This window comes from Candidatus Saccharimonadales bacterium (assembly GCA_040903985.1).
GTDB lineage: Bacteria > Patescibacteriota > Saccharimonadia > QS-5-54-17 > QS-5-54-17 > JBBDUI01.
The window spans coordinates 281,001-305,381 of record JBBDUI010000002.1 but is presented as its reverse complement, the minus strand read 5'-3'; the positions used below and the strand labels follow the sequence as shown (position 1 = coordinate 305,381).

Genomic DNA, 24,381 nt, shown 5'->3' with positions numbered 1-24,381 from the left:
TATGCAGAGTAATCTCAGGATCGAAGTTTTGCTACAGGAAGTGATAGATAAGGGTGCTTCGGACCTCCACTTACAGGTAGGGTTACCGCCGATGCTCCGCCTGGACGGGTCTCTGGTCGCTGCCCAAGATGCGGTGCCACTAGATGAAGAGACAGTAGAGGGTCTGCTTTACTCTATCGTTGATGAGGAGCAGAAACAGATCTTAACTAAAGATAAGGAACTGGATTTTTCCTTTGCCTTCGGCGACCTTGGGCGATTTCGGGTAAATGCCTTTCACGAACGGGGCAATATGGCCGCTGCCTTACGTCTAATTACTAATGAGATTAAGACGATTGAGGAACTGGGCCTGCCTAAGGTAGTTAACAGCTTTACTGAATTCCCCCGCGGCCTGGTGTTAATGACCGGTCCGACCGGTAGTGGTAAGTCGACTACGCTAGCGGCGATGATCGATCAGATCAATACTACCCGGGCTGTTCATATCATTACCATTGAGGATCCAATCGAGTATGCTCATACCAGTAAGAAAGCGGTTATCGTTCAGCGCGAGGTCCACTATGATACCTACTCCTTTGCCGCCGCTTTACGGTCGACCTTGCGTCAAGATCCGGATATCGTGCTAATTGGAGAGATGCGCGATCTAGAAACCATCGCCGCCGCTATCACTATTGCCGAGACCGGCCATTTGGTGTTTGCTACCTTGCACACCAACTCCGCTTCGCAGAGCGTGGATCGTATCATCGATGTCTTCCCGCCGCACCAGCAGCAGCAGGTCCGTGTGCAGCTAGCTTCGATCTTAAAGGGTGTAATTTCTCAGCGTCTAGTCCCGGCTATCGGAGGTGGGCGTATACCGGCGACCGAAATCTTAATCGCTAACCCGGCTGTACGTAATATCATTCGTGAGGGTAAGACCCACCAGCTCGACTCCGTGATCCAGACCGGGGCGGACCAGGGCATGCAGTCGATGGATAAGACGTTGGTGGAGTTAATTCATGCGGGCAAGATCACCTATGATGAAGCTAAGAACTATGCCGTCGATATTCAAGAGCTTGACCGTCTAATGCGAGGCTAAGGGACGTGCCGCTGGCCTACCCGGTCTTTGCCGCGTTGTTCGGGTTGGTGATCGGTAGTTTTATGAACGCCTATATCTGGCGGGTGCACACCAAGCGGTCTATCAGCCATGGGCGCTCGTTGTGTCCGCGGTGTAAACATCTGCTCACTGCCCTGGATCTACTACCGGTAGTGAGCTGGTTGTGGCTGAGGGGTAGATGCCGTCACTGTAGCAAGCCTATCTCTAGACAGTACCCCGTAGTGGAACTGATAGTGGGTGTAGCCGCCGCTCTTAGTACATTAGCCTGGCAGCCGAGTAACCTAACCGATGCCGTTCAGCTGGGAATTTGGATCGTTATCTCCGGGCTTTTTGTAGCCCTGGCCGTTTATGATCTGCGCTGGATGCTGCTGCCTAACCGATTACTGAAAGCACTACTTGGCGTGGTTATCGTTTTTCTCCTGACTCAGGCCTTCTCGGGTGCATTGCTCGCCAGCTGGCTGGTCGATCCTTTAATTGGCGCCTCCGGAGCGTTAGCTTTATTCTATGGTTTGCACGTGCTGGGTCGCGGTGCCTGGATGGGGGGCGGGGACGTCAAACTAGTCTTTATCCTCGGACTCCTGTTAGGTTGGCAGCTGATGGCCCTCGGCTTACTGCTGGCCTTTAACTTAGCGGCTGTCATCAGTCTGCTTCTAATCGGCCTGGGCTGGCGTAGTCGTCAGGATTTAATACCGTTCGGACCGTTTCTACTACTCGGGGCCTGGATAGCATTACTCTGGGGCGAGGGAATAGTCGATTGGTATTTGCGCCTCTCCGGTCTATAGGGAGAGCTATCTAGCGGTCGGGCCGTGAAAGCGCTCGTGCACTGACTTGAGCTGGGGATCGGTCACGTGGGTATATATCTGAGTGGTGGAGATATCGCTGTGACCTAGCATAGCCTGAACACTGCGCAGATCGGCTCCATTACGCAGGAGGTCGGTCGCGAAGCTATGGCGCAGTACATGAGGAGTGACTCGCTTGGTGATGCCGGCTAGTCGGGCATATTTAGCTACATTGCGCTGCACGCTGCGAGCCGTTAGGCGAGTGTAGTTCCCATCGTCTAGTCCACTCTGGGTGCCAGAATAGTGAATGAAGAGGGGGCGGTAGTTGTCGATCCGCCCTTTGAGATAGGTACTCAGCCAGTCGGCCGCGGTCTGGCTGATGAAGATTGGGCGATCTTTCTGGCCCTTACCTCGGACCATAAACTCCCGCCGCTCGAGGTTGATGTGGCCTCGATCGAGGTTAACTAGTTCGGAGACGCGCAATCCGCTGGAATAAAGTAACTCAATGATGGCCCGGTCACGCTGTCCGATTAAGGTGTCGAGATCGGGTTGATCGAAGAGGCGGGTGAGCTCCTCCGGATCAAGAAAGGCCACCTTGGGTCGGGAGACGCGGGCTAGTTCAATTTTATCGGCCGACATCACATCTATATCACGCTTAGTTAAGTACTTTAGAAAGGAGCGCAGGGCAATGAGGTGGTAGTTTTGGGTCGACTTGGACAGCTCTCGACCGTGGCGGTCGGTCGTCCGGTTGAGCCGCAGGCGATACTTGCGAATTAGCTCACTGTCGATCTTAGTCACTTCTATATCATCGGTCAGTTCGAGAAACCGTTGCAGGTAATGATCATAGTTAGCTATGGTTCTCTGTGATCGATTTTGCTCAATCTCGAGGTGTTCTAGAAAATCTATGATGGCATCGGATAAAAGCATACCTATATTGTACGCCGGAAAAGGCATATGCTAAAATCACAGCAATGAATGATAAACTACAACACTACGTTGAAAATGCCCGCAAGAAGGGATTAGACGATGCGGCTATTCGCCAACGCCTACTAGATGCCGGCTGGGAGGTTGGGGAGATCTATACGGCTCTGGATGGAGATGATAGTTTAGTCCCGCCTACCCCGAGTGGTCAGCAATCTGTTTCAGCTCATCCCACTGCGTCCGGTCCGATTAACGTGGTCAATAGTGGTTTTTCTGGTAACGGTTTTGAATATATGATCTACTTCCTAGCCCTGGGTGTGGTAGCGCTATCAGTAGGCTCAATGCTGCACAATATCATTAACGTTCTGGTCGTAACGCAGAAGTTTAGCTTCTACCAAGATGTGATCCCCACCGCTAGCGCTGCCTTAGTAGTGGCCGGTCCGATCTACCTTGGTTTGATGCTACGCTTGCGTCGCAAGGAGGCCGCTCGAGCTGAGATACTACACGATCCGTCCCGGCGACGGGCGGTACAATTGCTGCTGTTAGTCACCTTCATTATCGGTGTAGCCAAGCTGGTGGCCTATGTTTATAATATTTTAACTTTAGGTGGGGTAGACGGCATCAATTTGGTCGCTGAGACACTGCATGCGACAGTAACTATCGGTCTGGCCGGCGGTATCTTCTGGAAGTATTTCCGAGAACAGTCACGGCTAGAATGATGCGACGCTACTACCTTCTCGCGGCCGGTTTGGGGTTGTTCTTCATCGCTTTAGTGGTGCTACAGTTCATTCTAACTATCGATGTTCGCCACGACCAACAGATTGAGCGTGATCTAACTTTAATCGAAGAACAGCTGCGTTTAGAGCTAGAAGGGGAGCCTGAGCCTGAGCCTACGGCCAGTTTAACTGTAGCGCCTTATTCTTTAGCTGCTTTAGATCTCCCCCGTGCAGTCGAAGAGAGAGTTGAGGCTAACGGGTATGAGGTGTGGCCACTACTTAAGGATGAGGCTGTGGATGAATACCGTATTGAGCTTTGCGCCGTTTTTCGGACCGACACCACGGCGCTGGCCGATGAGCAGTCACATGAATACACTTTCGCTTATCATCCGGCCGGCCGGGCTTGCTTCGAGCGGACTATTTTCCTAACTGAACCAGTTATTCGCTAAGTATCTTTGATTTATACTTCTAAATCAAAGATACTTAGGGGCGTATGATTGAACTATTACAGGCGGTACTGCTGGGACTTTTGCAAGGGCTAACGGAGTTTATCCCCGTATCGAGTTCGGCTCACTTAATTATCGCCGAAGAGGGGGTGGACGCTAACTTCGGTGGGTTAGCTTACGACGTAGTGCTGCATTTAGGTACGCTGACGGCACTACTGATCTATTTTCGAGCGGAGCTGATCACCCTGGGGCGGGCAGTATTTCACCCGGGTGCGTCGCGTAAACTGCTTGGCTACCTGGTGATCGCCACCTTGCCGGCCGCGATCGTCGGCTTTTTCGCCAGTGATTTGATCGAAAGCGCTCTCCGTTCTCTGTGGGTGATAGTCGTCATGCTGGTAGTCGGTGCACTGGTGATGTTCCTCGTAGACCGTCGGCGAGGCTCCCGGGAGCTAGGTGAACTGAGACTGCGCGACGCCGTTATCATCGGGTTTTCTCAGGCACTGGCTTTAATCCCCGGTACTTCGCGCGCCGGGGCAACATTAGTGGCCGGTTCATGGCTAGGTTTTAATAACGCCGAGGCAGCTCGCTTCAGTTTTTTGATGGCGGTACCAATCTTGCTCGGTGCTAACTTAAGGGTCCTAAGTAGCTCAGATGTGCTCAGTGAGCTCAGTGCTGAGTTGCCATATTATATACTCGGTTTCTTGGTAGCCGCAGCTAGCGCCTATTTTGTGATACGCTTCTTACTGGACTACCTCAGCACGCATAAGCTGGCCGTCTTCGCCTGGTACCGCCTGATTTTAGCTGGCGCCTTGGTGTTAATACTAGTAATTTAGAGGATATATTTATGGAACGAACACTGATCTTAGCCAAGCCTGATGCCGTACAGCGGGGACTGGTTGGCGAAATTATAACTCGCTTTGAGCGTAAAGGTCTGAAGTTAATCGGATTAAAAATGATTTCAGTTGATGATGAGATACTGGAGCAGCACTATTCGCATCTGACCGATAAGCCGTTTTTTAGTGGAATTAAGAGCTTTATGAAGAGCTCTCCCTTAGTCGCAATGGCATGGGAAGGGTATGAGTGTACCGCTAGTGTGCGAGTGATCGTAGGCGCTACTAACCCACGGGCAGCAGATGCCGGTACCATTCGCGGGGACTTTGCCATGGGGCAGGGCCGGAATCTAATCCATGCTTCCGATAATGCCGAGAGTGGAATGACAGAGGTGGAGCGCTTCTTTAGCGGTGCCGAGTTGTTCAGTTACGATAAGAGTGAGTACCTGCATGTGTATGAAGATAACGAACGTGAGGGTAGGCCGCAAGTTAGTTAGCTGATTTTGTTCAGTGACTGCCATCGTGAGTAAATTGCTGCTACATTGATAGTGGATTTACGCCCCGGTAGCTCAGCAGGATAGAGCGTCTCCCTCCTAAGGAGAAGGTCGCAGGTTCGACTCCCGCCCGGGGCACCACGTCAGACTAAACCTACAGCTTCCTCTAAAACAGCGGAAGCTGTTTTACTTTCAGCTTACGGTTTGTCTTCCTCTTCCAGCTAAAACAGTATCGTTTTAGCTGGTGAACAGCCATTTTAGTTTTTATAGTTTCTACTTTTTGGTATGGCGCTGACATAGAGTCGAATCCGGTAGCTGTAGGGGCAGACTACACCCGAAAACCTAAAACCTATATACTACTCTCATGGCAAACACATTCCCTGGCCAACACCCTGATGAGACGATCGATTTCGTCTTTCGTCAACATCCGGTAGTAATGCGAAAGGGGGTGACGGTTGCCCTCGGCGTCTTTGCAGTCGGGCTGGTGCCTTCTAGTATCTGGCCGCTTGAGACCTGGTCTTGGTGGTGCGCGCTAGCCGGACTCGTTCTCAGTCTGTTAGTGTTCAGTTATTGGTTTCTCGGTTGGTACTTCAGCGTCTATATCATTACTGATGAGCGGCTGATTCAGATTAAACAGGTAGGTCTATTTAACCGCAGTGTTCAGGACATTAGTCATAACCGAATTCAGAGTGTAAACTATACCATTAAGGGTTTGCAGGCGACGTTTATGAAGTTCGGGACGGTTACGGTGCAGACATTCGCTGGAGATTTAATTCTGCACTATATCCATCATCCGGAAGAGGTCCAGCAACACTTGAACAGGATAATTAGAGATGTGGTACCGGTCGATCCGGCCACTATAAATGGAGGAGATGATGAAAAAGAAGCTAGAACAGCTGAAGCGTAAACTCAACCGTAAAGGGGATGAAGGTGTAGCGGAAGCTCCTGCGGATGCGTTAGCCGATACTCCAGTAGATAACGATATAGATGCCGAACGTGCCAGTATCCTAGAGCGGGGCAAGAACTACATCAAGCCGATGAGCCTCAACCCACAAAAGGCACTGAAGATCACCGGTATTATCATCGGTGTGTTGCTAGTCGGTATCGTGCTGCTGTTCGCTCTCCTAATCTATCGTTTTAAAAGTGATAGTGATCTGGTGTACGGAGCTTCTCGCATCATCCCGTATCCAGCTGCATGTGTAGATGGTTCGGCCCAGCTACTACCATATCCGGCACTTTGTGCTGGGGGGTCTTATGTGACCTACCGGGAGTATCTGTTTGAGCTACGTTCGCTGAAGAGCTACTCCTCTAATCCGATCGGCGGTGGTGAGGGCATCGACTTTACCACTGAGGAGGGTCAGGCTCAGCTTGAGACCTTACGTACGCTCGCTATGGCAGAAGCCCAGCGCAAGGTAGTCGTCGAAGAGCTAGCCCGGGAGCGTGAGGTGAGTGTATCTAAAGAAGAGCTAGATGAAACCATCCAGCAGTACATTGAGAATGAGGGCGGGGAAGAGCAATTAGAAGAAGCTATCGAGAGCTTTTACGGCTGGAATCTAAGCGATTTCCGTAGCGTAATCCACGTACAGCTACTACAGCAGAAGTTAGCAGAGCAGGAGGCCGAGGTGGTATTAGCCCGAGTGGAAGCTGGCGAGGACTTTGCTGAATTAGCCCGTGAGTTCTCAAGTGATGGTAGTGCTAGTGAAGGTGGAGACTTAGGCTTTGTCACCGACGAAACCCAGTTTGTGCCGGAATTCCTTGACGCAGCTCTCGCTTTAGAGCCTGGGGAGGTCAGCGGCCTAGTCGAGAGCCAGTACGGCTACCACATCATCAAGGCTACAGAGCGAGATGAGGAGGAGGGCTTACGGGTGTCCCACATTCTTATCGACCCTAGCTCGGTTCAAGGTGAGATCCAGCGCCGACTTGATGAGGTCGAGGTTAGAAACTACATCGGTGTCTCATCCGAGCCCCAGCAGCCAGAGACCACCGAGCCACCCCAGGAAGAGGGTACTGAAGAGTAAAGACTAGTTACTTAGTGTAATAAAATAGCCTCGCTAATTAGCGAGGCTATTGCTTGGATACTTAGTCTTGCGGGGGTTTTACTAAAATACGCAATCGCGTAAAAAAGTAGAATTTCTGCTTGAAAACAAAAATCCCTCCGTCGCCAAGGCTATGGAGGGATTTTACTTCGCTTAGTTCTACGAAGCTTAAGCCAAACTGGAAACATCTTATGGTGTTTTCAGTTTGTAAGGAGGAACCATGTTAAGTTGGAGCCATTGCAAGCAGAGCGTTAGCTGGTGTTGCAATGGTGGAAACTAAACATGAGTTCCGACGTGGAGCCACCTGCCGGAATCGAACCGGCGACCTACACTTTACGAAAGTGTCGCTCTACCAACTGAGCTAAGGTGGCAAGTGATCCGTATCAGTATATATTTAATGCTATATCGAGGGCAATTGCCCTCGATATAGCATTGTTGTTACTATATATGAGCTTGTTAATTGTATGCTGACCCACTCTCATCTACAATTAACTGGTGATTGACGCGGGCTCGTAGTGAAGTAGGCCTATCACGCCTCCCTGTCACGGAGGAGATCGCCGGTTCGAATCCGGTCGGGCCCGCCAGATTGACTTAGTACCATTTTTGTGGTACTATTTTAGTATTACGCTAAAATAAAAACATGTCAGAACTTACCCATATTCACCAGAAACAGCTCAACGTCACAATATGACGGCTCAAGAGTATATTGCTGCTGACCCTTCCCAGCTAGGTGGAAACATCACGGCTACTGACTTAAAAGTTAGGTACGAGACTTTTGAGCAAGCTCAAGAAGCCAAAAAACACCTTTCTGACACCTTCATTGACGGAGCTATTGGCGGTGATTTACGGTTAGGTAACGAAAAGGTTGGAATTAAAGGCTATCTTGATAATGTTGAGAGTATCGCAAAAGATAAAGAAGTTATTGAGAGCCCAGAACGCATTGCAGGACTGTATCTTCGTACAACAGAAATGCTTGCTCGTAACCTTAAAGTTGCCGTAGCCCGCAGTAGCAGTCCTGAACAAGCTCAAGAACGACGTGGACAGGTTTGGCAAGCCAAAGAAGAATTTCTGGCCCATCTTGGCGAAGAAGCTCCACAGGCTGCTAATGAAATCGTAGATTGGTGTAACGGTGATACCCGTAATTTCCCTGTGGGAGCTGTAGAGTATCGTGGCTTTAAGGTTGACGGTACGGATGTACTAGACGCTCAGAGTAAAGGTGCGCTCGACGTGCGACCTAACTTTAAGATACAACGCCAGTTTGGCGGCGTGTTTGTTATGGCATATACAGATAGTCGAGTACACGAAAAAATGGCTGGCAAAGATGAGGTGTTAGACAAGCGAATTTACTTAAACCCCGATATGGAAGCTACGCCAGAACTGTTTGAGAAGCTTTTGCAGACCGCTAATGAAGCGGGCATCTCTATGCAACTTAAAATGCTCCAAAGAGCACCAGAAGCAGCCAGTGCCCATAAAGGCAAGGCTATGGGACATGAAACAAGTGGATTACGTGGTGATGGAATTGTCGTCTATGTGGACGGCAAGCACTCTGATGATGTACTTGGCATGGTTATCGCCTTAGCTAAAGATAGCCCAGACGCTTTTAAGGACCGTGAGACTTCTCGTATTCCACAAAATGTAGCAGAAGGAATTGCAGTTGGTGACGAACCGGTACAAATACCAGGTACATCATTAACGTCCCATAGGGAAAAGATATTTAGTTACGCCGCCGAAAAGACCCGTGCCGCCGGCAAACAAGGTGAAGAAGCTCGTGCAATGTTCCGTGACTTAGCACGTCGTACTGCTACGGCAAATGGTGTCAACCCAGATAACATAGCTTTTAATAAGGCTACTTAAGTTTTGTCTGAACTGAATTGTTTAGCACAAAGTAGTTCCACACCTGCAAAGTAACGGCCCGCCAGGAGAAATTAATGACCGCCCGTTAGGGTGGTTTTTTAATTTCTGATGAGTGCTTGTCCTCGGTCTGAAGCGGATTTTTTGCGTAGCAGAAAGCGGGTCGCAGGAAACCTTTGCCGTTTATTCCATAAAACCGCTATAATAGCCACCAGATGAATATACGAGCAATTCTGATAGAGCGTCCGATTGAGTTTTTGAAGCAGCAGCGGATTCTGCGCGATAAGTTTCTGCGCTGGTTTCTCATCATCGCGCTATTGTTGTGTATGGTGCAGATTGGTCAGCTGCTGATTCGCCTGCGTCCGACCGGCTTCGTGGTACCGCTCGAGTATGTCAGCGGTGCCGGTCTGACTCGACTGGGGGATTGGCGTTTGATTTACGGTTATGGGGTCTACAGCCTACTGGTTACTCTAGGCAATATCGCTCTAGCAGTGGTAGCTTTTGAGAAGAGTCGGATCACCAGCTTTTTCCTCTTGCTGGGAGCAATTGTGATTAATATCTTTGCTATCGTCGTCACGCACACCTTATTAGCCCAGTTAGGATAACTTGTGCTTAACTATTTACTTACTTTCGTTTTGGCCTTTACTATCGTCGCCGTAGCCATACCCATGGTTAAGCGATTAGCGGCACGCATCGGGGCGGTAGATCTGCCAAATGTACGTAAAATTCATACTCAGCCTCTGCCACGTATCGGTGGAATAGCTATATTCCTCGGCTTCATAGTGCCGTTTCTGCTTCAGTTTGAACTGGATCGACGACTGTGGGGTTTCCTAATCGGTCTGGTGATAATGTTTGTGGTTGGTCTGGTGGATGATATCAAAGGTCTCAGCGCTTGGCGAAAACTGCCCTGGCAGATAGTGGCCGCCATCGCCGTCTTAGCCGGAGGAATCGGTATAGTGGCCGCTACTAATCCCTTCGGTGGGGGCTCTATTTTTCTAGATGATTGGCGGATTCCGATGGAGCTAGGTAGTCTTAGCTTTAATATTCTTCCGGTAGCTAATCTGGTCAGCATCCTCTGGATCGTCGGTATCGTGAATACCGTTAACTTTCTTGATGGTATGGACGGGCTAGCGGCGGGGGTCTGCGTGATAGCGGCTGTGGTACTGTTTGTGCTAGCGCTGACACCAGCGATCGACGATCCGGGACTAGCGATGATGGCGGTTATCCTAGCTGGTTCACTGCTAGGCTTTCTGCTCTATAACTGGCATCCGTCCTCTATCATTATGGGTGATAGCGGGGCCTATACGATCGGCCTGATTCTGGCCGTTATAACTATCTATTCCGGTTCGAAGATAGCGGTTGGTGTACTAGTGCTGGGCGTGGCCATCTTCGATGCGATCTGGGCTGTGACGCGGCGGCTATATAATCGCCGCTCACCGTTCTCGCCGGATAGGGGGCATATCCATCATCTACTGCTCGATTCCGGCCTGACTCAGCCGCAAGTCGTCACACATCTCTATCTGGTGGCAGCAGCGATCGGCCTAACGGCCCTCATCTACGGCGGGGTGGCGGCCTTTCTGGTGTTGATGATCCTACTAGTGGTAACCGTCAGTTTAGTGCGTTTGCGAGCTGCGGGCGCCCAATAAGGGGAATGGGTGGGAGTTTGTCACCTTAAACTACTATGTGTATAATTATGCTTCGAGTGTTTAAAGGAGTTCGCACCCCGTGCAAGATGTAGTATTACAGGCTAAATTACGCCAAGCGACCGGAAAGGCCGTAGCTGGTCTACGCCGTGAAGGACTGATTCCCGGAGTAGTGTATGGGCAGGGGGGTGACGCTCAGGTTATCGCAGCTTACGGGGTAGAGCTATCTAAGGTATATAACCGCGCCGGCACTAACCGTCTGATCCAGCTGAAGATTGATGATAAGAAGACGGCGCTTAACACCTTGTTTGTCGATGTCCAGCACGATCCGGTTAGTGGGGCGTTGATGCATTTCGACCTCTATACGGTGAAGATGGACGAGGAGATCGAGACCGAGATTCCGATCCACTTCGAAGGTACGGCTCCGGCCACTTATAATCACGATGGAATTTTAGTTCAGAACCTAGAGAGTATCGAAGTAAAGGCACTGCCGAATAAGCTGCCGGAAAGCTTCACTGTCGATTTGGAGCAGCTGGAAGAGATTAACGCCGCCGTTCATGTCAGCGACATCACTATACCGGAAGGTGTAGAACTGTTATCCGACCCCGAAGAGCTGATCGTAAAGATTGATCCACCGCGTAGTGAGGAAGAGCTAGAAGAACTGGATGAAGCGATTGCGGCCGATGCCGAAGAGCAGGTGGCTTCTGAGCACGGTGCGCCAGATGAGTCTGACGACGAAGAGGGCGAAGATGATAAGCCTACCCTAGAGAAGGAAGACGAGTAAACTACTCGTCTGAGTGGGATTGAACCCTGTCTGGGCCGCGTTACTGTAAGTTAGTTACGGTTTCTTTGAGATGGGCCGAACTGGCTAAGTCCCCGCGGTAGGAGAGGTAGCGTAAGTAAGCACTGGTATGGAAGCGCTTCAAGATGGTCAGAGTGGTATCGGCAACTTCGCGGGCCGATATCGTCTCCTGTTGCAGGCCGATAAGCTGATCCTCGACAGTATTAGTCAGGGCATCGATCATCTCGATGTGATTGTCTAGCCCCTGACAGGCATGGTGCAAGCTTACCAGTAGCTTTGATCGTATGTAGGGCTCGCTGTGGCCCGCCTGCTTGGAGATAGTGAGCCAACTGAGGTCACTAGCTTCATAAGTGGTAAAGGCCCGCTGACAGCGCCTGCAGCGGCGTCTGCGCCATATACGACGGGACTGGCTGGTATTGCGACTATTATAAACTTCGGTCCGCTTGTGACCACAGAAGGGGCAGTGCACCTTAATCTCTCCTTATTAATCTGTTATGGAACAGTCCCGCCAGAGGCGGGACTGTTCTTTTAGATTTGTTAAAACAACAAATTCACATCACTCGTTTTTGTGGTACGTCTCTTTGTTCGTACCATGACTATATATTGTCATGCCGCTGTCAGAAACACAAGTGGAAAGCTGTGGATAAGTCTATATTTTCTCGTTCTGCCCCTGTTACATTAGGTAATTATAAGTAATTCAAAATAGAAATATCCCCATAATCGCGCTGGATCATGGGGATATGTAGGGTATAGAGCGGCTTATTGCTCGAGATTCTCGAGTACGTTGTCCTCCGGCAAGCGGGGGAACTTAGGTTTTCGGCCCGGGCGCCGTTTGAGGGGCTGCTCGGCCACAGGTACCTCTGCAGGAACCTGCTCATAAAACAACGGATAGCTACTTAGCTTGCGCTGTTTACTCATAACGTTTACCTCACATATTAAGCAAACAGGACTGATTGTAGTGGATCTAACACAATAAGTCAAGCCTTTTGTCAAGAACAGTGGGTTATATCCTTATGTTCGGTTTTGGCGCCGGGTGGTGGGTAATTCTCAATTAACGTGGAAACTGGATTAGAGGTGTAGTATATTCGATAGGTATGGATCTGTAGCTCAGTTGGCTAGAGCACCTCATTGACGTTGAGGGGGTCAGAGGTTCGAGTCCTCTCAGATCCACCAAATCGATCTTTTTGTACGCGTTATAATTCAGATAAGAACCGAGCGTTAATTCTCGGTATAGCCGGCCCCTGCTAAGAGGTTGGTGGTTTGCGTTTTTTACACTGAGTGATGGATATCTTAGGGAATAAAGTCGTTGTAGATAGGGGTGGCTCCCTCTGCTTGAGTTGCTCTCAGCCTGTCCAGCTCTGACATATATTTGGTTTAGTACGTGTTTGGCGCTTCCCAGCTCAGCTGTAATCTGTTCCGGCTTATTCTTGAAGAGAATGATAACAAAAAAGGGGCTACAACAGTGCGCATTTACGCAGCTCCTGTAGCCCCCAACTTTTTGTTTTGTACCCTTATAGTATCGCTGCTAGCTATCTACTGCAAGCTATTTTTTATGGCTTATGCAAGGGTTATATATGGGGTGAGTTTCATAGTTTAAAATTACCTCGTCCGTGTTATCAAGTGTAGAATAGAAGCATTACCATAGGTAGTAAGAAGAGGAGTGGGATATGAGTAGCGATCTACCGTCACTGTCACCGGCAGCCGAGAGCTTGCGACTGGGTCGCTATCGACACTATAAAGACAAGTACTATCAGCTGATTGGTATAGCTCGTCATAGTGAGACTCTGGAGGAGCTGGTAGTGTATCAGGCAGAGTATGACGAGGGGACACTATGGGTGCGGCCACTGTCGATGTTTATCGAAGCGGTAGAAGTAAATGGTGTCAGTCAGCCCCGATTTACCTATCTGGGCTGACTCAGTTATACTGGAGCAGATGAAGCACGGTGTGAAGCAGACCAATGATGACCTGAGAGCCTTGCGTCATAGCTTGGCGCATTTGTTGGCCGCCGCCGTAGTTGACCTCTATCCTGAGGCAAAGCCAACTATTGGGCCGGCCGTTAGTAACGGTTTTTATTACGATTTTGATCTCAACGACGGGGCTATCTCTCAAGATGACTTACTACAGATAGAGCAGCGGATGCGGGAGATCCTACCGAGTTGGCACGGTTTTCATGAGATTCCAGTCACAGCGGAGGCAGCAGCGCAGGTTTTTGCCCATAACCCGTATAAGCTTGAGCTGATTGCCGAACTGAGCGAGCAGGGGCAACCGCTTACACTGTACTACTCCGGTCCAGCCGATCCTCTACCTACGGTAGAGGATATCCTTAGCACTAAAGCGAGCGGAGAGGCTGTAGGGGCTGAGCACGCGGTAGAGCTTTGTCGCGGTGGTCATGTCGCTGATCTAGCGCAGGCGCTTGATCCCTGCGCCTTCACGCTCGATACCGTAGCAGGGGCCTACTGGCGTGGAGACGAGTCGCGGGCGATGCTTACTCGGATTTACGGTCTGGCCTTCTCCAGTTCCGCTGAGTTGGCCGCGTATCAGCAGCAGCGAGAGGAGGCCAAGGCGCGGGATCACCGTAAGTTAGGGGCTGATCTGGAGCTGTTCACCTTCTCTGATCTGGTCGGCTCTGGCTTACCGCTGTTCACTCCTAAGGGTACCGTGCTGCGGGACCTGCTGGCGCGCTACACGCAGCAGCTGCGTGCTAAGCGTGGGTTTGAGGCGGTATGGATACCGCATCTAGCTAAGCACGAGCTGTATCAGACTTCTGGGCATTGGGATAAGTTTAAAGACGAGCTATTAATCATCAACTCTCAGGAGAGCTCCGATACCCTAGTGCTTAAGTCGATGAACTGCCCACATCATACACAACTCTACGCCTCTAAGCCGCGCAGCTATCGTGATCTACCGGTGAAGTACATGGAAAATACTACGGTCTATCGGGACGAGAAGTCGGGCGAGCTGCACGGTCTGAGTCGGGTGCGTTCGATTACGCAGGACGATTCACACGTGTTTGCCCGACCAGATCAGATTGAGGCTAGTATAAAGGAGTTGGTCGAGGCCGCGCAGGAGTTGTACGCTCAGGTAGATATGCAGTTAAGATTTAGTCTTTCTTTTAAGGATGAGAGCGATAAGTGGCTGGGTGACGCAGAGCTGTGGGCGCAGGCGCAGGAGACCTTGGAGACTATCGCCCGGGCCGAGAAGCTGGACTATAGCGTCGTAGCCGGAGAGGCCGCTTTCTACGGACCGAAGATCGATTTCATCGCAGTGGATGCGCTAGCACGAGAATGGCAAGTAGCTACAGTGCAGTTAGATTTCGTGCAACCCGGACGCTTCGGCTTGGAGTATATTGACGAGGCCGGTGAGCGGCAGACTCCGGTCATGATCCATGCCGCCCTGCTCGGCTCGTTTGAGCGTTTCCTCTCCGTCTATATCGAACACACTGCCGGTCGCTTCCCGTTCTGGCTCGCTCCAGAGCAGATCCGCATCTTGAGTATTAACGATGCAGTTAGCTCATATATAGATAAAGTTACAACGGAATTAGCTGAGGTAGTACTAAATGAACCGGTTAAATATAATGAACTGCGCTTTACCGTCGATGATCGCAACGAGTCACTAGGTAAGAAGATTCGGGAGGCCGAAACCGCGAAAGTACCGGTGATTTTGATCGTCGGGCCAAAAGACGAGATGGCCGGCGAGGTCAGCGTCCGCACCCAAGCTGGCGAGACGAAGGTTAAGCTGGAAGCGGTGGCCGATTTTCTGCTCGAGCTGTAGTTATGACTCGATTTATTGACGAAACTAAATGGCGGCAATTAGCCACTCAGGAAGACTGGTATCTACAGCTGGAGCCTGATTATCGAGCACTACTGCAGACGGCCGAACGCTCCGATGCCGCTACGAAAGAAAAGATTAAGTCGGAAATTTACTCCCTGACGGAAGAGCTGCTGGCCGACGGCACTCTGTATATCGGTCGGGAGGGCGAAGACTTCGATCAGGAACGAGCTGAGCTAGATACAGTAGTAATCCATCATACCAGTAGTGCAGCTGGGATGAGCCTGGCTCGCTTAAATGCCATTCATCTATTGCGGCTCTATGCGGCCCATTATGCTCATCCACCCGCTGCAGAGTCCCAGATAAAGGGCCGGCCTATCTATTCCGGTCACTTTAAGGCCGATCGGCCGGTCTTCTACGCTTATCATTGGTTAATTCGAGAAGATGGAAGCTGCGAACGCCTACTGGAGGATAACGAGATCGGCTGGCATGCCGGTAACTGGCAGGTTAACTGCCGTAGCGTGGCGGTCTGCTTCGATGCCGATCTCAGTCAGGCTCGGCCGTCTGTAGCCGCCCTCCAGTCTGTGGCAGATCTTTTACAAACTAACTATCCCAGCTGCCAGCTAGTGGGACATCGGGAAGTGAATCCGCAGACCGACTGCCCTGGGGAGCTTTTCCTGTCCGACTGGAAGCGGCAGTTAGAGGCGCATAAATGAGTCGACGTACTACGATCGCCGTCGATGTCGATGATGTGCTGGTGCCCCATGGTGAGGTCTTGATCGATCATCTTAACCGGATGTTTAGCGCGCAAGTGAGCATGGAGGGATTTTATTCACTCGATGAGTTGATGGACTCGTTCGGTAAGACCAAGGGTGAGATCCAGCAGCAAATCCATGACTTTCTCGAGTCGGATGAGTTTGCGGCTATTGCACCGGTGGAGGAGGCGGTCGCCGCCTTAGATCAGTTGAAGCGCCGCTACGACTTAACGGTCGTGACGGCTCGTCCCGGTATAACGCACAACATGACACAGCGCTGGCTGCAGCAGCATTTCCCTGATACCTTCCAGGATGTCTACTTCTCTAATTTTGATCACGAGTGGGGTACGGTGAAAAACGTTTCCAAGCGTAATGTCTGTGAGGCAATCGCCGCTGAGTATCTAATTGATGATTCATTGAAGCATATTACAGAAGTGGTTGAGTGCGGTATGCGAGGCATACTCTTTGGTGACTACCACTGGAACCAGACCGATAGGTTGCCACCGCATACGGTGCGGGCCGATAACTGGGATGACGTGTTAAAGATACTGCTTAGTGATGACGAACGATAGTTTCAAACTAGCTGTCTATGCGTTAGTAGCGCAGATTCCGGCCGGTCGCGTGATGACCTATGGTCAGCTGGCGGCTCTTAGCTCTCACCCTAGAGCAGCCCGGGTAGTGGGGCAGATAGCCCATTTTGGACCGGAGGAGCTGCCTTGGCATCGGGTGGTAAATAAATCAGGTCAACTGGCGGCTACCTATAGTTTCGGCGGTCGGTCCGGGCAGCGCCAGCACCTAGAGGCCGAAGGAGTGGCGGTGGATGAGAACGATAGGGTAGATGTGAACGGTCTGATCTGGTGGCCCTTAGCAGCTACCGAAACTGCGGAGGTTGAATGTGAGTAAGCCACCGAAGCTAGTTGCCATTGTAGGGGAGACGGCCAGTGGAAAGTCGGCCATAGCGCTTGAGCTGGCCCGGCGTCATAATGGCGAGATTATTAACGCTGATTCTTGGCAGGTTTACCGCGAGATGGACATCGGTACGGCTAAGCCTTCTAGCGTGGAACAGAGCGAAGTGCCCCATCATTTAATCGATATCGTCGCTCCCGATCAGGACTTTACGGCGGCGGTGTATAAGGAGTTAGCTCAGACGGCCATAAGTGAAGTGGTAGAGCGGGGCAAGCTACCGATCTTAGTCGGCGGTACTGGTCTGTATATCGACTGCGTGTTGTTTGATTACTCCTTTATGCCACCGGGTAAGGCCGGGGAGCGGGCTAGCCTGCAGGCGAAATCGATTCCCGAGCTGCTCAAGCAGATCGAGGTCGCGGGTTACGACTTAACCGCGGTCGATATCCGCAATAAGCGCCGCTTGATTCGGCTAATCGAGACGCGTGGCCAGACACCAAAGCGTACTCCACTGCGGAAAAACACTCTAGTAGTAGGAGTGCATATACCCCGCGCCCAGCTGCGGAAGAATATCGAGAGCCGGGTAGAAGTCATGCTTCGGCGTGGACTAAAGCATGAGGTGCGGGAGTTGGCGGAGAAGTACGGCTGGGAAGTGGAGGCGATGAGAGGTATCGGTTACCGGGAGTGGCAGGCCTATTTCGAGAGTAATCAGAGTAATCAAGAGACCCGTCGCCGCATCATCAAGGCGACGCTTGATTTAGCTAAGAGACAGCGGACTTGGTTCAAGCGTAATCGCGACATTATCTGGGTGAGTGAGGTGGATGAAGCAGATCGGTTCGTCGAAAAGTTTCTCGACACGGTATAATGATAAGCATGTTGCGATTATTAGTCATTTGGATAGGGAAGACGGTCTTAGTTTTAAGTCGGCTGCGCCGGGGCGGCTCGGCCTTACCTGGCCTGGTAGTCGAGCGTCTCTACCCAAAATTTATTCATTCTCTGCGGCCTCACTTTCAAACGGTGATACTTGTAACGGGTACTAACGGCAAGACTACGACCACTAAAATGTTGCAAGAAATACTACGTTGTAAATACAACACAATTGTCCACAATCAGGCCGGTAGCAATATGTCGCGGGGGATCATCTCGGCCACTCTAGCAGCGCTGGACTGGCGGGGTGAACTGAGCGCCGAGGTCGGACTATTTGAGGTCGATGAGGGTTTTGCAGCGCACCTATCGACAGCTCTTCAGCCTGAAGTAATGGTGGTCTTAAACCTACATCGTGATCAGCTGGACCGTTACGGCGAGTTGGAGCGCGTAGCCGATCTACTGGTTGAGGCGGCTGCTCACGCTAAACACACCGTAATTAATTATGACGATCCGCGCCTGCGGAACTCGTTTCAACTAGACAGTGTAAGTGGGGCAGCCGCTGCCAGTAACGTTCGGGAGCAGGTGCCAAGCGACGAAGCACTCTATCTAGATGATGAACCGACGGAGCCTGACTACACGGCGGCTGAAGTATTTATCGAGGACAACGCTAATCAGGACGCCGCGCAGGCAGTATCCTTTCGTATCAATCAGCGCAGCTATTCGGCTAGTCTGCAGATACCAGGGGTATTTAACATTTATAACGCGGCCTTAGCTTTAGCGGTTTCCGAGCTACTAGAGATAGATACCGCACGTGCCGTAGCTGCGCTGGGTGAGGTAAAGCCGGCTTTCGGTCGGACGGAAGAGATTACGATCGGGGATAAAACATTGCAGATTCTACTAGTGAAGAATCCCAGCGGCTTTAACCAAGTTATAGCCAGCTTTTTAAGTGTAGAGCCACTACCGACTATGATAGCTATTAACGATAACTATGCCGATGGACGGGACGTATCGTGGCTGTGGGACGTGCGGATCGAGAGCTGGGCGGAAGCCGATACTCAGCCGATCATCACTAGTGGTAGCCGGGGTTATGACATGGCTTTACGGCTGCAGTACGCTGATATCCCTAGTAGGGCGATGCCGAGTTTAAGAGCGGCACTGGATGAACTGCTGGCGGAAGTTCCCCCTGGTGGGCGTGGCTATATCGTCCCCACCTATACGGCTATGTTAGAGTTGCGCAAACTAATCGGTCGGCGTACCGAGATCGGAGCTTGGGAGTGAAGAAGATAGTGCTTGCCCATCTCTACCCCAGGGAGATGAATATCTATGGTGATTGGGGCAATATAGTAGCTCTTACTAAACGGCTCGAGTGGCGCGACTATGAAGTGGTGTATGAGCCGATCGGTCTAGGTGCAGAGTATGACTTCTCCCGAGCCGATATCGTATTCGGAGGTGGCGGTCAGGATCGCGGCCAAGTAGCGGTGGCCGATGATTTGCAGCGTCACCGGGAGGCGATTCATGTCGCGGCCGAACAGGGTACGGTATTTTTGCTAGTCTGCGGCTTGTATCAGCTCTTTGGTCATATGTTCACTACCATAGAAGGGGCCGAACTACCGGGCATCGGGTTATTTGATGCTGAGACGGTCGGCTCTAGTGAGCGCTTAATCGGTAATGTAGTAGTGCAGACGCCGTGGGGTGAGGTGGTTGGGTTTGAGAACCATAGTGGCAAGACGACCTTAGCTCCAGAGCAGAGCGCTCTAGGCCGGGTAGTGCAGGGACACGGGAACAACGGTGAGGATGGCTTCGAGGGAGCAGTGGTACATAATGTGTTCGGCACCTATCTACATGGATCATTACTGCCTAAGAACCCTGACTTTACTGACGAGCTGCTGCGTCGTGCATTGGAGCGCCGAGGTGATAAGTTAGTTATTACTGATAAGATCGATGATAGTCTAGCGGAGCGAGCGGCGGCCGTCGCTAAACGCCGACCACAGTAGTACCCCTGAAGTAGTTCCTATTTTGGCGTCAAGACAGTGTCACGGTGAGCTACTTTTTGCTACAATGAGTGAGATATCGAATATATGAATATGGAGAGTCGTCTTGATCGAGCAACTATTTGGATCGAAAACGCGGGTAAAGCTACTGCACTTGTTCTACAACAACCCGAATCGGAGTTTTTACGTCCGAGAGATAACCCGTAAGATCGACGAGCAGATTAATTCGGTGCGGCGGGAACTAGCTAATCTTCTGACTATCGGCATCATTAAATCTGACTCCAGCGGCAACCGGCTGTATTATGAGGTAAACCAAAAGCACCCTCACTACGATGCGCTACACGCCATGTTTACTAAGGTCAACGCTCAGAAAGATTCGACTCTCGCCAGTAACGACGCGACGGCCGGTTTCAAGGCGCTAGGTAGTGTCGAGTATGCCGCTCTCAGCGGAGTGTTTACGCGAGATCAGCTCTCACCGGTAGATGTTTTAATTGTCGGCGATGTGAACCGCAATAAGTTGGAGAAGCTGATCAAGGAGCTCGAAGGTGAAGAGGGTCAGGAGTTACGTTATACTGTCTTGAGCCGAGAGCAGTACGACTACCGTCGTAACCTTAACGATCGCTTTTTAACTTCAGCGCTCGATGCCAAGCAGACGGTATTGATCGATAAGCTGAATGTGACCGAGGAGCCGGCTAAGACTAAGACGACTAAAAAATCTAAGAAAACGACCTAAAAAGGAGAAGATTCGCATGGAACTGATGTACTACGGCGCAAACTGCCTAACTCTTACGACCAAGAATATTACGATACTGATCGATCCGATCACTAGTGAGTACGGACCTGACCCGAAGGTAGCGGCCGACGTGGTGCTATTCTCCCAGCTACCCAAACAGTCGACCCAATCCAATCCTGACTTCGTGATCGACCGACCGGGTGAGTATGAGATTAAAGGAGTGACGATTGATGCCGTAGCAGCTCGGTTGCACACTGAAGAGGCCGAAGACAAGCAGGATGGTGTGATGTATGCAATCTCGCACAAAGATCTACGTGTCTTAATCTGTGGTAATATTCATCCGAATTTAAGTGAAGAGCAGGTAGAACGTATCGATGGGATCGATGTCTTGGTCGTTCCGGTCGGTGGTAAGGGTCTAACCTTAGATAAGGAAGCTGCCTCCGATTTGGTCCGTCAGTTTGACCCCAGCTATGTAGTGCCGGTGCACTACGAGGATTCACGCACTGTATATCCAGTGCCACAGGATACGGTCGAGGCTTTCTTGCAAGAGGTAGGTTCTAGTGATGCCGCCAGGGAAGATAGCCTTAAGATCACCGCGCGGGATGCTTCGGAAGAGACCACCTTCATCGTTCTGCAGCCGCGCACTAAGTAATATTCTCGGGCCCTATATTAATACCCCCGCTGCGGCGGGGGTATGAGCTTTAGTTTTTACTCTTAACTTAGGCGTCTGGGCTAGTGCGAGCGGCGAGCGGTTGGTAGCGGCCGTGTTTCTTCAGTGTGCGTAGCCCCTGAGCACTGATTTTCATCGTGACTTTCTTACCATCGAGTAGGAAGGTCTGCTTGTGCAGGTTAGGTTTCCAAACTTTCTTGGTTTTGCGCTGGGAAAAGCTGACGTTGTTACCGAACTGCTTACCTTTGCCGGTGATTTCACATTTGTAGGCCATGGCCACTCTCCTGAATTCTAAAACAATCAAATGATATAGTACCCCGACTAGAGTTGGGAGTCAAATCTAGACTGTCTAGTCGAGCGGGAGGCAGCGCACTTTTCGGCTAGCCGGCGGCTAGGTTATACTGGAGGATATGGATATTGGAGTTATAGGGGAGATTATTACGATTATCGCTATCTTAGCGGTGTCGATCACCACGCACGAGTTTATGCACGGCTTCATAGCCGATCGGCTCGGGGATGATACGGCTCGGCTGAGCGGCCGACTGACACTTAATCCGTTAAAGCACGTCGATCCTTTCTTGACGGTAGCGATGCCATTATTCCTGCATTTAGCCGGCTTACCCCCGTTTGGAGCGGCTAAGCCGGTGCCGTTTAATCCTAGCCGGCTGCGTAACGGGGAGACCGGGATGGTGATGGTATCGCTCGCTGGGCCATTGACTAACTTGGTATTAGCGTTGCTGGGCGGGGCGGTCGTGCGCCTGATGGGAGCGCCCAGCGTAGCATTTGATGTAATGATGCTGTTCGTCATCGTCAACCTCGCCTTCTTCATTTTCAATCTAATCCCGTTTCCACCGCTGGACGGCTCTCGAGCACTTTACGTTTTAGCTCCGGAACCGGTTCGCCAGCTGATGCGCACGATCGAGAGTACCGGGCTTCTGGGAGTGGCGGTATTCATTATGGTTGGATTTCGCTTTATAGGGCCGTTTATGGGTTCGGCAATCGGTATATTAACAGAGGTCATTACCGGAGTTAGGCTAACCTATTAGTTTTCTGCTTGTGCTATAATAAGTATGTCTCCGTATCAGCCCGCACGTTGACATTGTTTTCCTGAATATTTGTTTCTTCTGGGAATCTTACATCAGGTAAGTCCCGCGATTCGTTCGCAGACTTATTCTTGCGGATACCCACCTGCTTTAAGTAGGAGAAACAGTCTTCGTGTGACGATACGGGGATCTAAAAATACCGCTCTTTGGAGCGGTATTTTTAATTACTGCTACTAGGTTAAGTAGAATCTAGTTATAATCTTAGGTTTCCTCTTGGAATGATCTATAATGAATTACTGTGAACGGGGCGTCGTATAATGGTATTACGCTGCGCTGGGGGTGCAGTAACCCGGGTTCAATTCCCGGCGCCCCGACCATATCTCAGTCGATTAGATCCCTACGTTTGCATATAGTCCGACTTAGCTACGAGGTTTATCTACTTCGTTACAGTAACTTTGTGTCAGCTTAAAATCATCGATGATTCGTGAAGCTGGTGCCTATCTAGGCTAAAGCCACTGTGTGTCTGATATAATGAGACAGATGTCAGCCGCAAAACCAACACATACCAAACGGGAAACGGTCGCACTAGCGGCCTTGCAGCAGGGGATAGCCATCATCAAAAAAGGCCACCACATCTATGGCCTGCATCCGGATGGATCGAAAGAGCTTATATCAAAAAGCCGTGAGAGTAAGGATGTTTGGCGTGATGCTCTAACGGCTTTACAGTCCCGACAAAATATTGAGCCCGCTTTAAATAAAAATTCAGTTACTACTGAAAACAGTGTAGAAAATACTACGAAACTTAGAATTTATTCCGATGGTGGTTCTCGCGGAAACCCCGGTCCGTCGGCTAGCGGCTTCGTCATCTTAACTGAAAATGAGGACAAGCTCCTAGAGCAGGGCGGCCAGTATCTCGGTATAACTACTAACAATCAGGCCGAATACCAAGCAGTCAAACACGCCCTGGAGGCTGCTCGGAAGTTTAAGCCCACTGCTATCGACTTCTGTATGGATAGTTTACTAGTAGCTAACCAGTTAAATGGCATATTCAAGGTGAAAAATAAGGAATTATGGCCGGTATATAATTCGATCAAGGTGTTGGCCGAGGAGATCGGGAATGTGACTTTCAGGCATGTATACCGCGAACATAACACCTTAGCTGATGAGCAGGTGAACATCATTCTAGACGAAGAAGCTAAGTTGCAAAACGGCTAGCTCTAGCCTATAATTTTCCCTTGCAAGATCGCTGGATGGCTGCCCCGCACCTGAAAATGCTATGATGAAATCGCTATGTATTATGTCTACCTCTTGCGCAGTAAAAAGACAGGTACGTTCTATATCGGATCTACGGCAGATTTGAAACGGCGATTTCATCAACATAACCAAGGTATGAATACGTCCACAAAGAGTGGTGTACCCTGGGAGCTTGTCTACTATGAGGCTTTTACAACCAAAGCCTTGGCTCAAGAACGAGAGCGTAAGCTCAAACGTTATGGTCGAGGACTTGTAGAGCTGAAGAAGAGGCTCGGCTTTGGTTAGCATTTTCAGGTGCGGGGAGGAAAGTCCGGACAGCGCATGGGCAGGACGGTTGTTAACGACAACCGAGGGAGACCTTAGGGAAAGTGCCACAGAAACGATACCGCCCCGCACCTGAAAATGATTGATCTTGCAATCATCAACTTCCGTGCAACAGTAAAGGTATAATCACCCCTGTTATATGGTTGGTATGAGGTTACATTTGTGCGCCAGCACTATCATTTTCAGGTGCGGGGTAAGGGTGAAAGGAGTGGGGTAAGAGCCCACAGCTACCGGTGGTGACATCGGCAGGAGGTAAACCCCGTCCGCTGCAAGGAGTGAGTCACCATACGCTTAGCCCAGGCGGTGGCAAACATATTTTACCCGCTTGATCCCACGAGCAATCGCGGGACTAGAGAGATAGTCATCTTGCTTCACGCTCGGCAACGGGCGTTTAAGCAAACAGAATCCGGCTTACAGGCGATCTTGCATTAAAAAACTCCGGAAATCCGGAGTTTTTTAATGGCTAAT

At 50.6% G+C, this 24,381-nt stretch carries 28 protein-coding genes, 5 tRNA genes and 1 other RNA gene; 29 read left to right on the top strand and 5 right to left on the bottom strand.

Features of this window, described 5'->3' with window-relative positions; all coding sequences use genetic code 11:
- Position 1: 1 nt before the first annotated feature.
- Together WD467_01580 and WD467_01575 are read left to right on the top strand one after the other, a co-directional pair.
- A complete protein-coding gene (locus tag WD467_01580) occupies positions 2–1,069 on the top strand; it encodes a type IV pilus twitching motility protein PilT (protein MEX2452581.1) in 1,068 nt (355 codons plus the stop codon).
- A 239-nt stretch (positions 1,070–1,308) separates the two neighbouring features.
- A complete protein-coding gene (locus WD467_01575) occupies positions 1,309–1,869 on the top strand; it encodes an A24 family peptidase (GenBank protein MEX2452580.1) in 561 nt (186 codons plus the stop codon).
- 6 nt (positions 1,870–1,875) lie between these two features.
- On the opposite strand, the gene xerA is transcribed toward WD467_01575, so the two are convergent.
- Entirely contained in the window at positions 1,876–2,793 is a 918-nt protein-coding gene (gene xerA / locus WD467_01570; protein ID MEX2452579.1) for a site-specific tyrosine recombinase/integron integrase, read from the bottom strand.
- Between the two features lie 44 nt (positions 2,794–2,837).
- Here xerA and WD467_01565 point away from each other — a divergent pair, with 44 nt between their 5' ends.
- The 7 genes from WD467_01565 (at position 2,838) to WD467_01535 (ending at position 7,291) form a co-directional block, all read left to right on the top strand.
- A complete protein-coding gene (locus tag WD467_01565; GenBank protein MEX2452578.1) occupies positions 2,838–3,506 on the top strand; it encodes a DUF5671 domain-containing protein in 669 nt (222 codons plus the stop codon).
- Entirely contained in the window at positions 3,503–3,952 is a 450-nt protein-coding gene (locus tag WD467_01560) for a hypothetical protein (protein MEX2452577.1), read from the top strand. Before WD467_01565 ends, WD467_01560 begins: the two co-directional genes overlap by 4 nt.
- 44 nt (positions 3,953–3,996) lie before the next feature.
- The gene (locus WD467_01555; GenBank protein ID MEX2452576.1) at positions 3,997–4,782 is read left to right on the top strand and encodes an undecaprenyl-diphosphate phosphatase; all 786 of its coding nucleotides are present in this window, start codon (positions 3,997–3,999) and stop codon (positions 4,780–4,782) included.
- Between the two features lie 11 nt (positions 4,783–4,793).
- Positions 4,794–5,276 carry a nucleoside-diphosphate kinase gene (gene ndk, locus WD467_01550; GenBank protein ID MEX2452575.1) on the top strand — a complete coding sequence of 161 codons (483 nt, stop codon included), beginning with the start codon at positions 4,794–4,796 and terminating at the stop codon, positions 5,274–5,276.
- Between the two features lie 61 nt (positions 5,277–5,337).
- Positions 5,338–5,414, top strand: a tRNA-Arg gene (locus tag WD467_01545).
- Positions 5,415–5,637: 223 nt separating this feature from the next.
- The gene (locus WD467_01540; protein ID MEX2452574.1) at positions 5,638–6,180 is read left to right on the top strand and encodes a PH domain-containing protein; all 543 of its coding nucleotides are present in this window, start codon (positions 5,638–5,640) and stop codon (positions 6,178–6,180) included.
- Positions 6,146–7,291 carry a peptidylprolyl isomerase gene (locus WD467_01535; protein ID MEX2452573.1) on the top strand — a complete coding sequence of 382 codons (1,146 nt, stop codon included), beginning with the start codon at positions 6,146–6,148 and terminating at the stop codon, positions 7,289–7,291. The genes WD467_01540 and WD467_01535 overlap by 35 nt, the downstream gene beginning before the upstream one ends.
- Before the next feature lie 313 nt (positions 7,292–7,604).
- Here the strand turns inward: WD467_01535 and WD467_01530 are convergent.
- Positions 7,605–7,680, bottom strand: a tRNA-Thr gene (locus WD467_01530).
- Positions 7,681–7,815: 135 nt separating this feature from the next.
- On the opposite strand from WD467_01530, the gene WD467_01525 reads away from it, so the two are divergent.
- From WD467_01525 to WD467_01505, 5 genes are all read left to right on the top strand, one after another.
- Positions 7,816–7,893: transfer RNA gene (locus WD467_01525), tRNA-Asp, on the top strand.
- A 103-nt stretch (positions 7,894–7,996) separates the two neighbouring features.
- A complete protein-coding gene (locus WD467_01520) occupies positions 7,997–9,163 on the top strand; it encodes a T3SS effector HopA1 family protein (protein MEX2452572.1) in 1,167 nt (388 codons plus the stop codon).
- 212 nt (positions 9,164–9,375) lie between these two features.
- Positions 9,376–9,765, top strand: coding sequence for a hypothetical protein (locus WD467_01515; protein MEX2452571.1), 390 nt, complete (start codon positions 9,376–9,378; stop codon positions 9,763–9,765).
- Positions 9,766–9,768: 3 nt separating this feature from the next.
- Positions 9,769–10,806, top strand: coding sequence for an MraY family glycosyltransferase (locus tag WD467_01510; protein ID MEX2452570.1), 1,038 nt, complete (start codon positions 9,769–9,771; stop codon positions 10,804–10,806).
- A 79-nt stretch (positions 10,807–10,885) separates the two neighbouring features.
- The gene (locus tag WD467_01505) at positions 10,886–11,587 is read left to right on the top strand and encodes a 50S ribosomal protein L25 (protein MEX2452569.1); all 702 of its coding nucleotides are present in this window, start codon (positions 10,886–10,888) and stop codon (positions 11,585–11,587) included.
- 40 nt (positions 11,588–11,627) lie between these two features.
- Here WD467_01505 and WD467_01500 read toward each other — a convergent pair whose 3' ends face one another.
- Both WD467_01500 and WD467_01495 read right to left on the bottom strand, forming a co-directional pair.
- On the bottom strand, positions 11,628–12,074 hold the full coding sequence (locus tag WD467_01500; protein MEX2452568.1) for an ATP cone domain-containing protein: 447 nt from the start codon (positions 12,072–12,074) through the stop codon (positions 11,628–11,630).
- A gap of 290 nt (positions 12,075–12,364) precedes the next feature.
- Entirely contained in the window at positions 12,365–12,523 is a 159-nt protein-coding gene (locus WD467_01495; protein MEX2452567.1) for a hypothetical protein, read from the bottom strand.
- Positions 12,524–12,701: 178 nt separating this feature from the next.
- Here WD467_01495 and WD467_01490 point away from each other — a divergent pair.
- From WD467_01490 to WD467_01440, 11 genes are all read left to right on the top strand, one after another.
- Positions 12,702–12,778, top strand: a tRNA-Val gene (locus WD467_01490).
- Between the two features lie 494 nt (positions 12,779–13,272).
- Complete coding sequence (locus WD467_01485) at positions 13,273–13,518, top strand: DUF1653 domain-containing protein (GenBank protein ID MEX2452566.1); 246 nt, start codon at positions 13,273–13,275, stop codon at positions 13,516–13,518.
- Positions 13,481–15,376, top strand: a complete 1,896-nt coding sequence (gene thrS / locus WD467_01480; GenBank protein ID MEX2452565.1) for a threonine--tRNA ligase — start codon at positions 13,481–13,483, stop codon at positions 15,374–15,376. The genes WD467_01485 and thrS overlap by 38 nt, the downstream gene beginning before the upstream one ends.
- 2 nt (positions 15,377–15,378) lie before the next feature.
- Positions 15,379–16,089, top strand: a complete 711-nt coding sequence (locus WD467_01475; protein MEX2452564.1) for a peptidoglycan recognition family protein — start codon at positions 15,379–15,381, stop codon at positions 16,087–16,089.
- The gene (locus WD467_01470) at positions 16,086–16,700 is read left to right on the top strand and encodes a hypothetical protein (protein ID MEX2452563.1); all 615 of its coding nucleotides are present in this window, start codon (positions 16,086–16,088) and stop codon (positions 16,698–16,700) included. The genes WD467_01475 and WD467_01470 overlap by 4 nt, the downstream gene beginning before the upstream one ends.
- Positions 16,687–17,031, top strand: a complete 345-nt coding sequence (locus WD467_01465; GenBank protein ID MEX2452562.1) for an MGMT family protein — start codon at positions 16,687–16,689, stop codon at positions 17,029–17,031. Before WD467_01470 ends, WD467_01465 begins: the two co-directional genes overlap by 14 nt.
- Complete coding sequence (gene miaA / locus WD467_01460; protein ID MEX2452561.1) at positions 17,024–17,896, top strand: tRNA (adenosine(37)-N6)-dimethylallyltransferase MiaA; 873 nt, start codon at positions 17,024–17,026, stop codon at positions 17,894–17,896. The genes WD467_01465 and miaA overlap by 8 nt, the downstream gene beginning before the upstream one ends.
- A gap of 8 nt (positions 17,897–17,904) precedes the next feature.
- Entirely contained in the window at positions 17,905–19,176 is a 1,272-nt protein-coding gene (locus WD467_01455; GenBank protein ID MEX2452560.1) for a MurT ligase domain-containing protein, read from the top strand.
- Positions 19,173–19,892: a glutamine amidotransferase gene (locus WD467_01450; protein MEX2452559.1), complete on the top strand. Its 720-nt coding sequence runs from the start codon at positions 19,173–19,175 to the stop codon at positions 19,890–19,892. Before WD467_01455 ends, WD467_01450 begins: the two co-directional genes overlap by 4 nt.
- A gap of 151 nt (positions 19,893–20,043) precedes the next feature.
- Positions 20,044–20,622: a transcriptional regulator gene (locus WD467_01445; GenBank protein MEX2452558.1), complete on the top strand. Its 579-nt coding sequence runs from the start codon at positions 20,044–20,046 to the stop codon at positions 20,620–20,622.
- 16 nt (positions 20,623–20,638) lie between these two features.
- Positions 20,639–21,274, top strand: coding sequence for an MBL fold metallo-hydrolase (locus tag WD467_01440; protein ID MEX2452557.1), 636 nt, complete (start codon positions 20,639–20,641; stop codon positions 21,272–21,274).
- 67 nt (positions 21,275–21,341) lie between these two features.
- On the opposite strand, the gene rpmB is transcribed toward WD467_01440, so the two are convergent.
- Positions 21,342–21,566 carry a 50S ribosomal protein L28 gene (rpmB, locus tag WD467_01435; GenBank protein ID MEX2452556.1) on the bottom strand — a complete coding sequence of 75 codons (225 nt, stop codon included), beginning with the start codon at positions 21,564–21,566 and terminating at the stop codon, positions 21,342–21,344.
- Positions 21,567–21,702: 136 nt separating this feature from the next.
- Between rpmB and WD467_01430 the strand changes: the two genes are divergently transcribed.
- The 4 genes from WD467_01430 to rnpB all read left to right on the top strand — a co-directional run bounded on the left by WD467_01430 (position 21,703) and on the right by rnpB (position 24,343).
- Complete coding sequence (locus WD467_01430; GenBank protein MEX2452555.1) at positions 21,703–22,338, top strand: site-2 protease family protein; 636 nt, start codon at positions 21,703–21,705, stop codon at positions 22,336–22,338.
- A 300-nt stretch (positions 22,339–22,638) separates the two neighbouring features.
- Positions 22,639–22,712: transfer RNA gene (locus WD467_01425), tRNA-Pro, on the top strand.
- A 163-nt stretch (positions 22,713–22,875) separates the two neighbouring features.
- Positions 22,876–23,550 (top strand): ribonuclease HI family protein, encoded by a 675-nt coding sequence (locus WD467_01420; protein MEX2452554.1) that lies wholly within the window; start codon positions 22,876–22,878, stop codon positions 23,548–23,550.
- Positions 23,551–23,841: 291 nt separating this feature from the next.
- An RNA gene (gene rnpB / locus WD467_01415) (RNase P RNA component class A) lies at positions 23,842–24,343 on the top strand.
- The last annotated feature ends 38 nt before the right edge of the window (positions 24,344–24,381 follow it).

Coding starts and splice junctions, on each gene's coding strand:
- WD467_01580 (MEX2452581.1), top strand. CDS start 2: ATGCAGAGTAATCTCAGGATCGAAGTTTTGCTACAGGAAGTGATAGAT.
- xerA (MEX2452579.1), bottom strand. CDS start 2,793: ATGCTTTTATCCGATGCCATCATAGATTTTCTAGAACACCTCGAGATT.
- WD467_01565 (MEX2452578.1), top strand. CDS start 2,838: ATGAATGATAAACTACAACACTACGTTGAAAATGCCCGCAAGAAGGGA.
- WD467_01560 (MEX2452577.1), top strand. CDS start 3,503: ATGATGCGACGCTACTACCTTCTCGCGGCCGGTTTGGGGTTGTTCTTC.
- WD467_01555 (MEX2452576.1), top strand. CDS start 3,997: ATGATTGAACTATTACAGGCGGTACTGCTGGGACTTTTGCAAGGGCTA.
- ndk (MEX2452575.1), top strand. CDS start 4,794: ATGGAACGAACACTGATCTTAGCCAAGCCTGATGCCGTACAGCGGGGA.
- WD467_01540 (MEX2452574.1), top strand. CDS start 5,638: ATGGCAAACACATTCCCTGGCCAACACCCTGATGAGACGATCGATTTC.
- WD467_01535 (MEX2452573.1), top strand. CDS start 6,146: ATGATGAAAAAGAAGCTAGAACAGCTGAAGCGTAAACTCAACCGTAAA.
- WD467_01520 (MEX2452572.1), top strand. CDS start 7,997: ATGACGGCTCAAGAGTATATTGCTGCTGACCCTTCCCAGCTAGGTGGA.
- WD467_01515 (MEX2452571.1), top strand. CDS start 9,376: ATGAATATACGAGCAATTCTGATAGAGCGTCCGATTGAGTTTTTGAAG.
- WD467_01495 (MEX2452567.1), bottom strand. CDS start 12,523: ATGAGTAAACAGCGCAAGCTAAGTAGCTATCCGTTGTTTTATGAGCAG.
- WD467_01485 (MEX2452566.1), top strand. CDS start 13,273: ATGAGTAGCGATCTACCGTCACTGTCACCGGCAGCCGAGAGCTTGCGA.
- thrS (MEX2452565.1), top strand. CDS start 13,481: ATGGTGTCAGTCAGCCCCGATTTACCTATCTGGGCTGACTCAGTTATA.
- WD467_01475 (MEX2452564.1), top strand. CDS start 15,379: ATGACTCGATTTATTGACGAAACTAAATGGCGGCAATTAGCCACTCAG.
- WD467_01470 (MEX2452563.1), top strand. CDS start 16,086: ATGAGTCGACGTACTACGATCGCCGTCGATGTCGATGATGTGCTGGTG.
- WD467_01465 (MEX2452562.1), top strand. CDS start 16,687: ATGACGAACGATAGTTTCAAACTAGCTGTCTATGCGTTAGTAGCGCAG.
- WD467_01455 (MEX2452560.1), top strand. CDS start 17,905: ATGTTGCGATTATTAGTCATTTGGATAGGGAAGACGGTCTTAGTTTTA.
- WD467_01440 (MEX2452557.1), top strand. CDS start 20,639: ATGGAACTGATGTACTACGGCGCAAACTGCCTAACTCTTACGACCAAG.
- rpmB (MEX2452556.1), bottom strand. CDS start 21,566: ATGGCCTACAAATGTGAAATCACCGGCAAAGGTAAGCAGTTCGGTAAC.
- WD467_01430 (MEX2452555.1), top strand. CDS start 21,703: ATGGATATTGGAGTTATAGGGGAGATTATTACGATTATCGCTATCTTA.
- WD467_01420 (MEX2452554.1), top strand. CDS start 22,876: ATGTCAGCCGCAAAACCAACACATACCAAACGGGAAACGGTCGCACTA.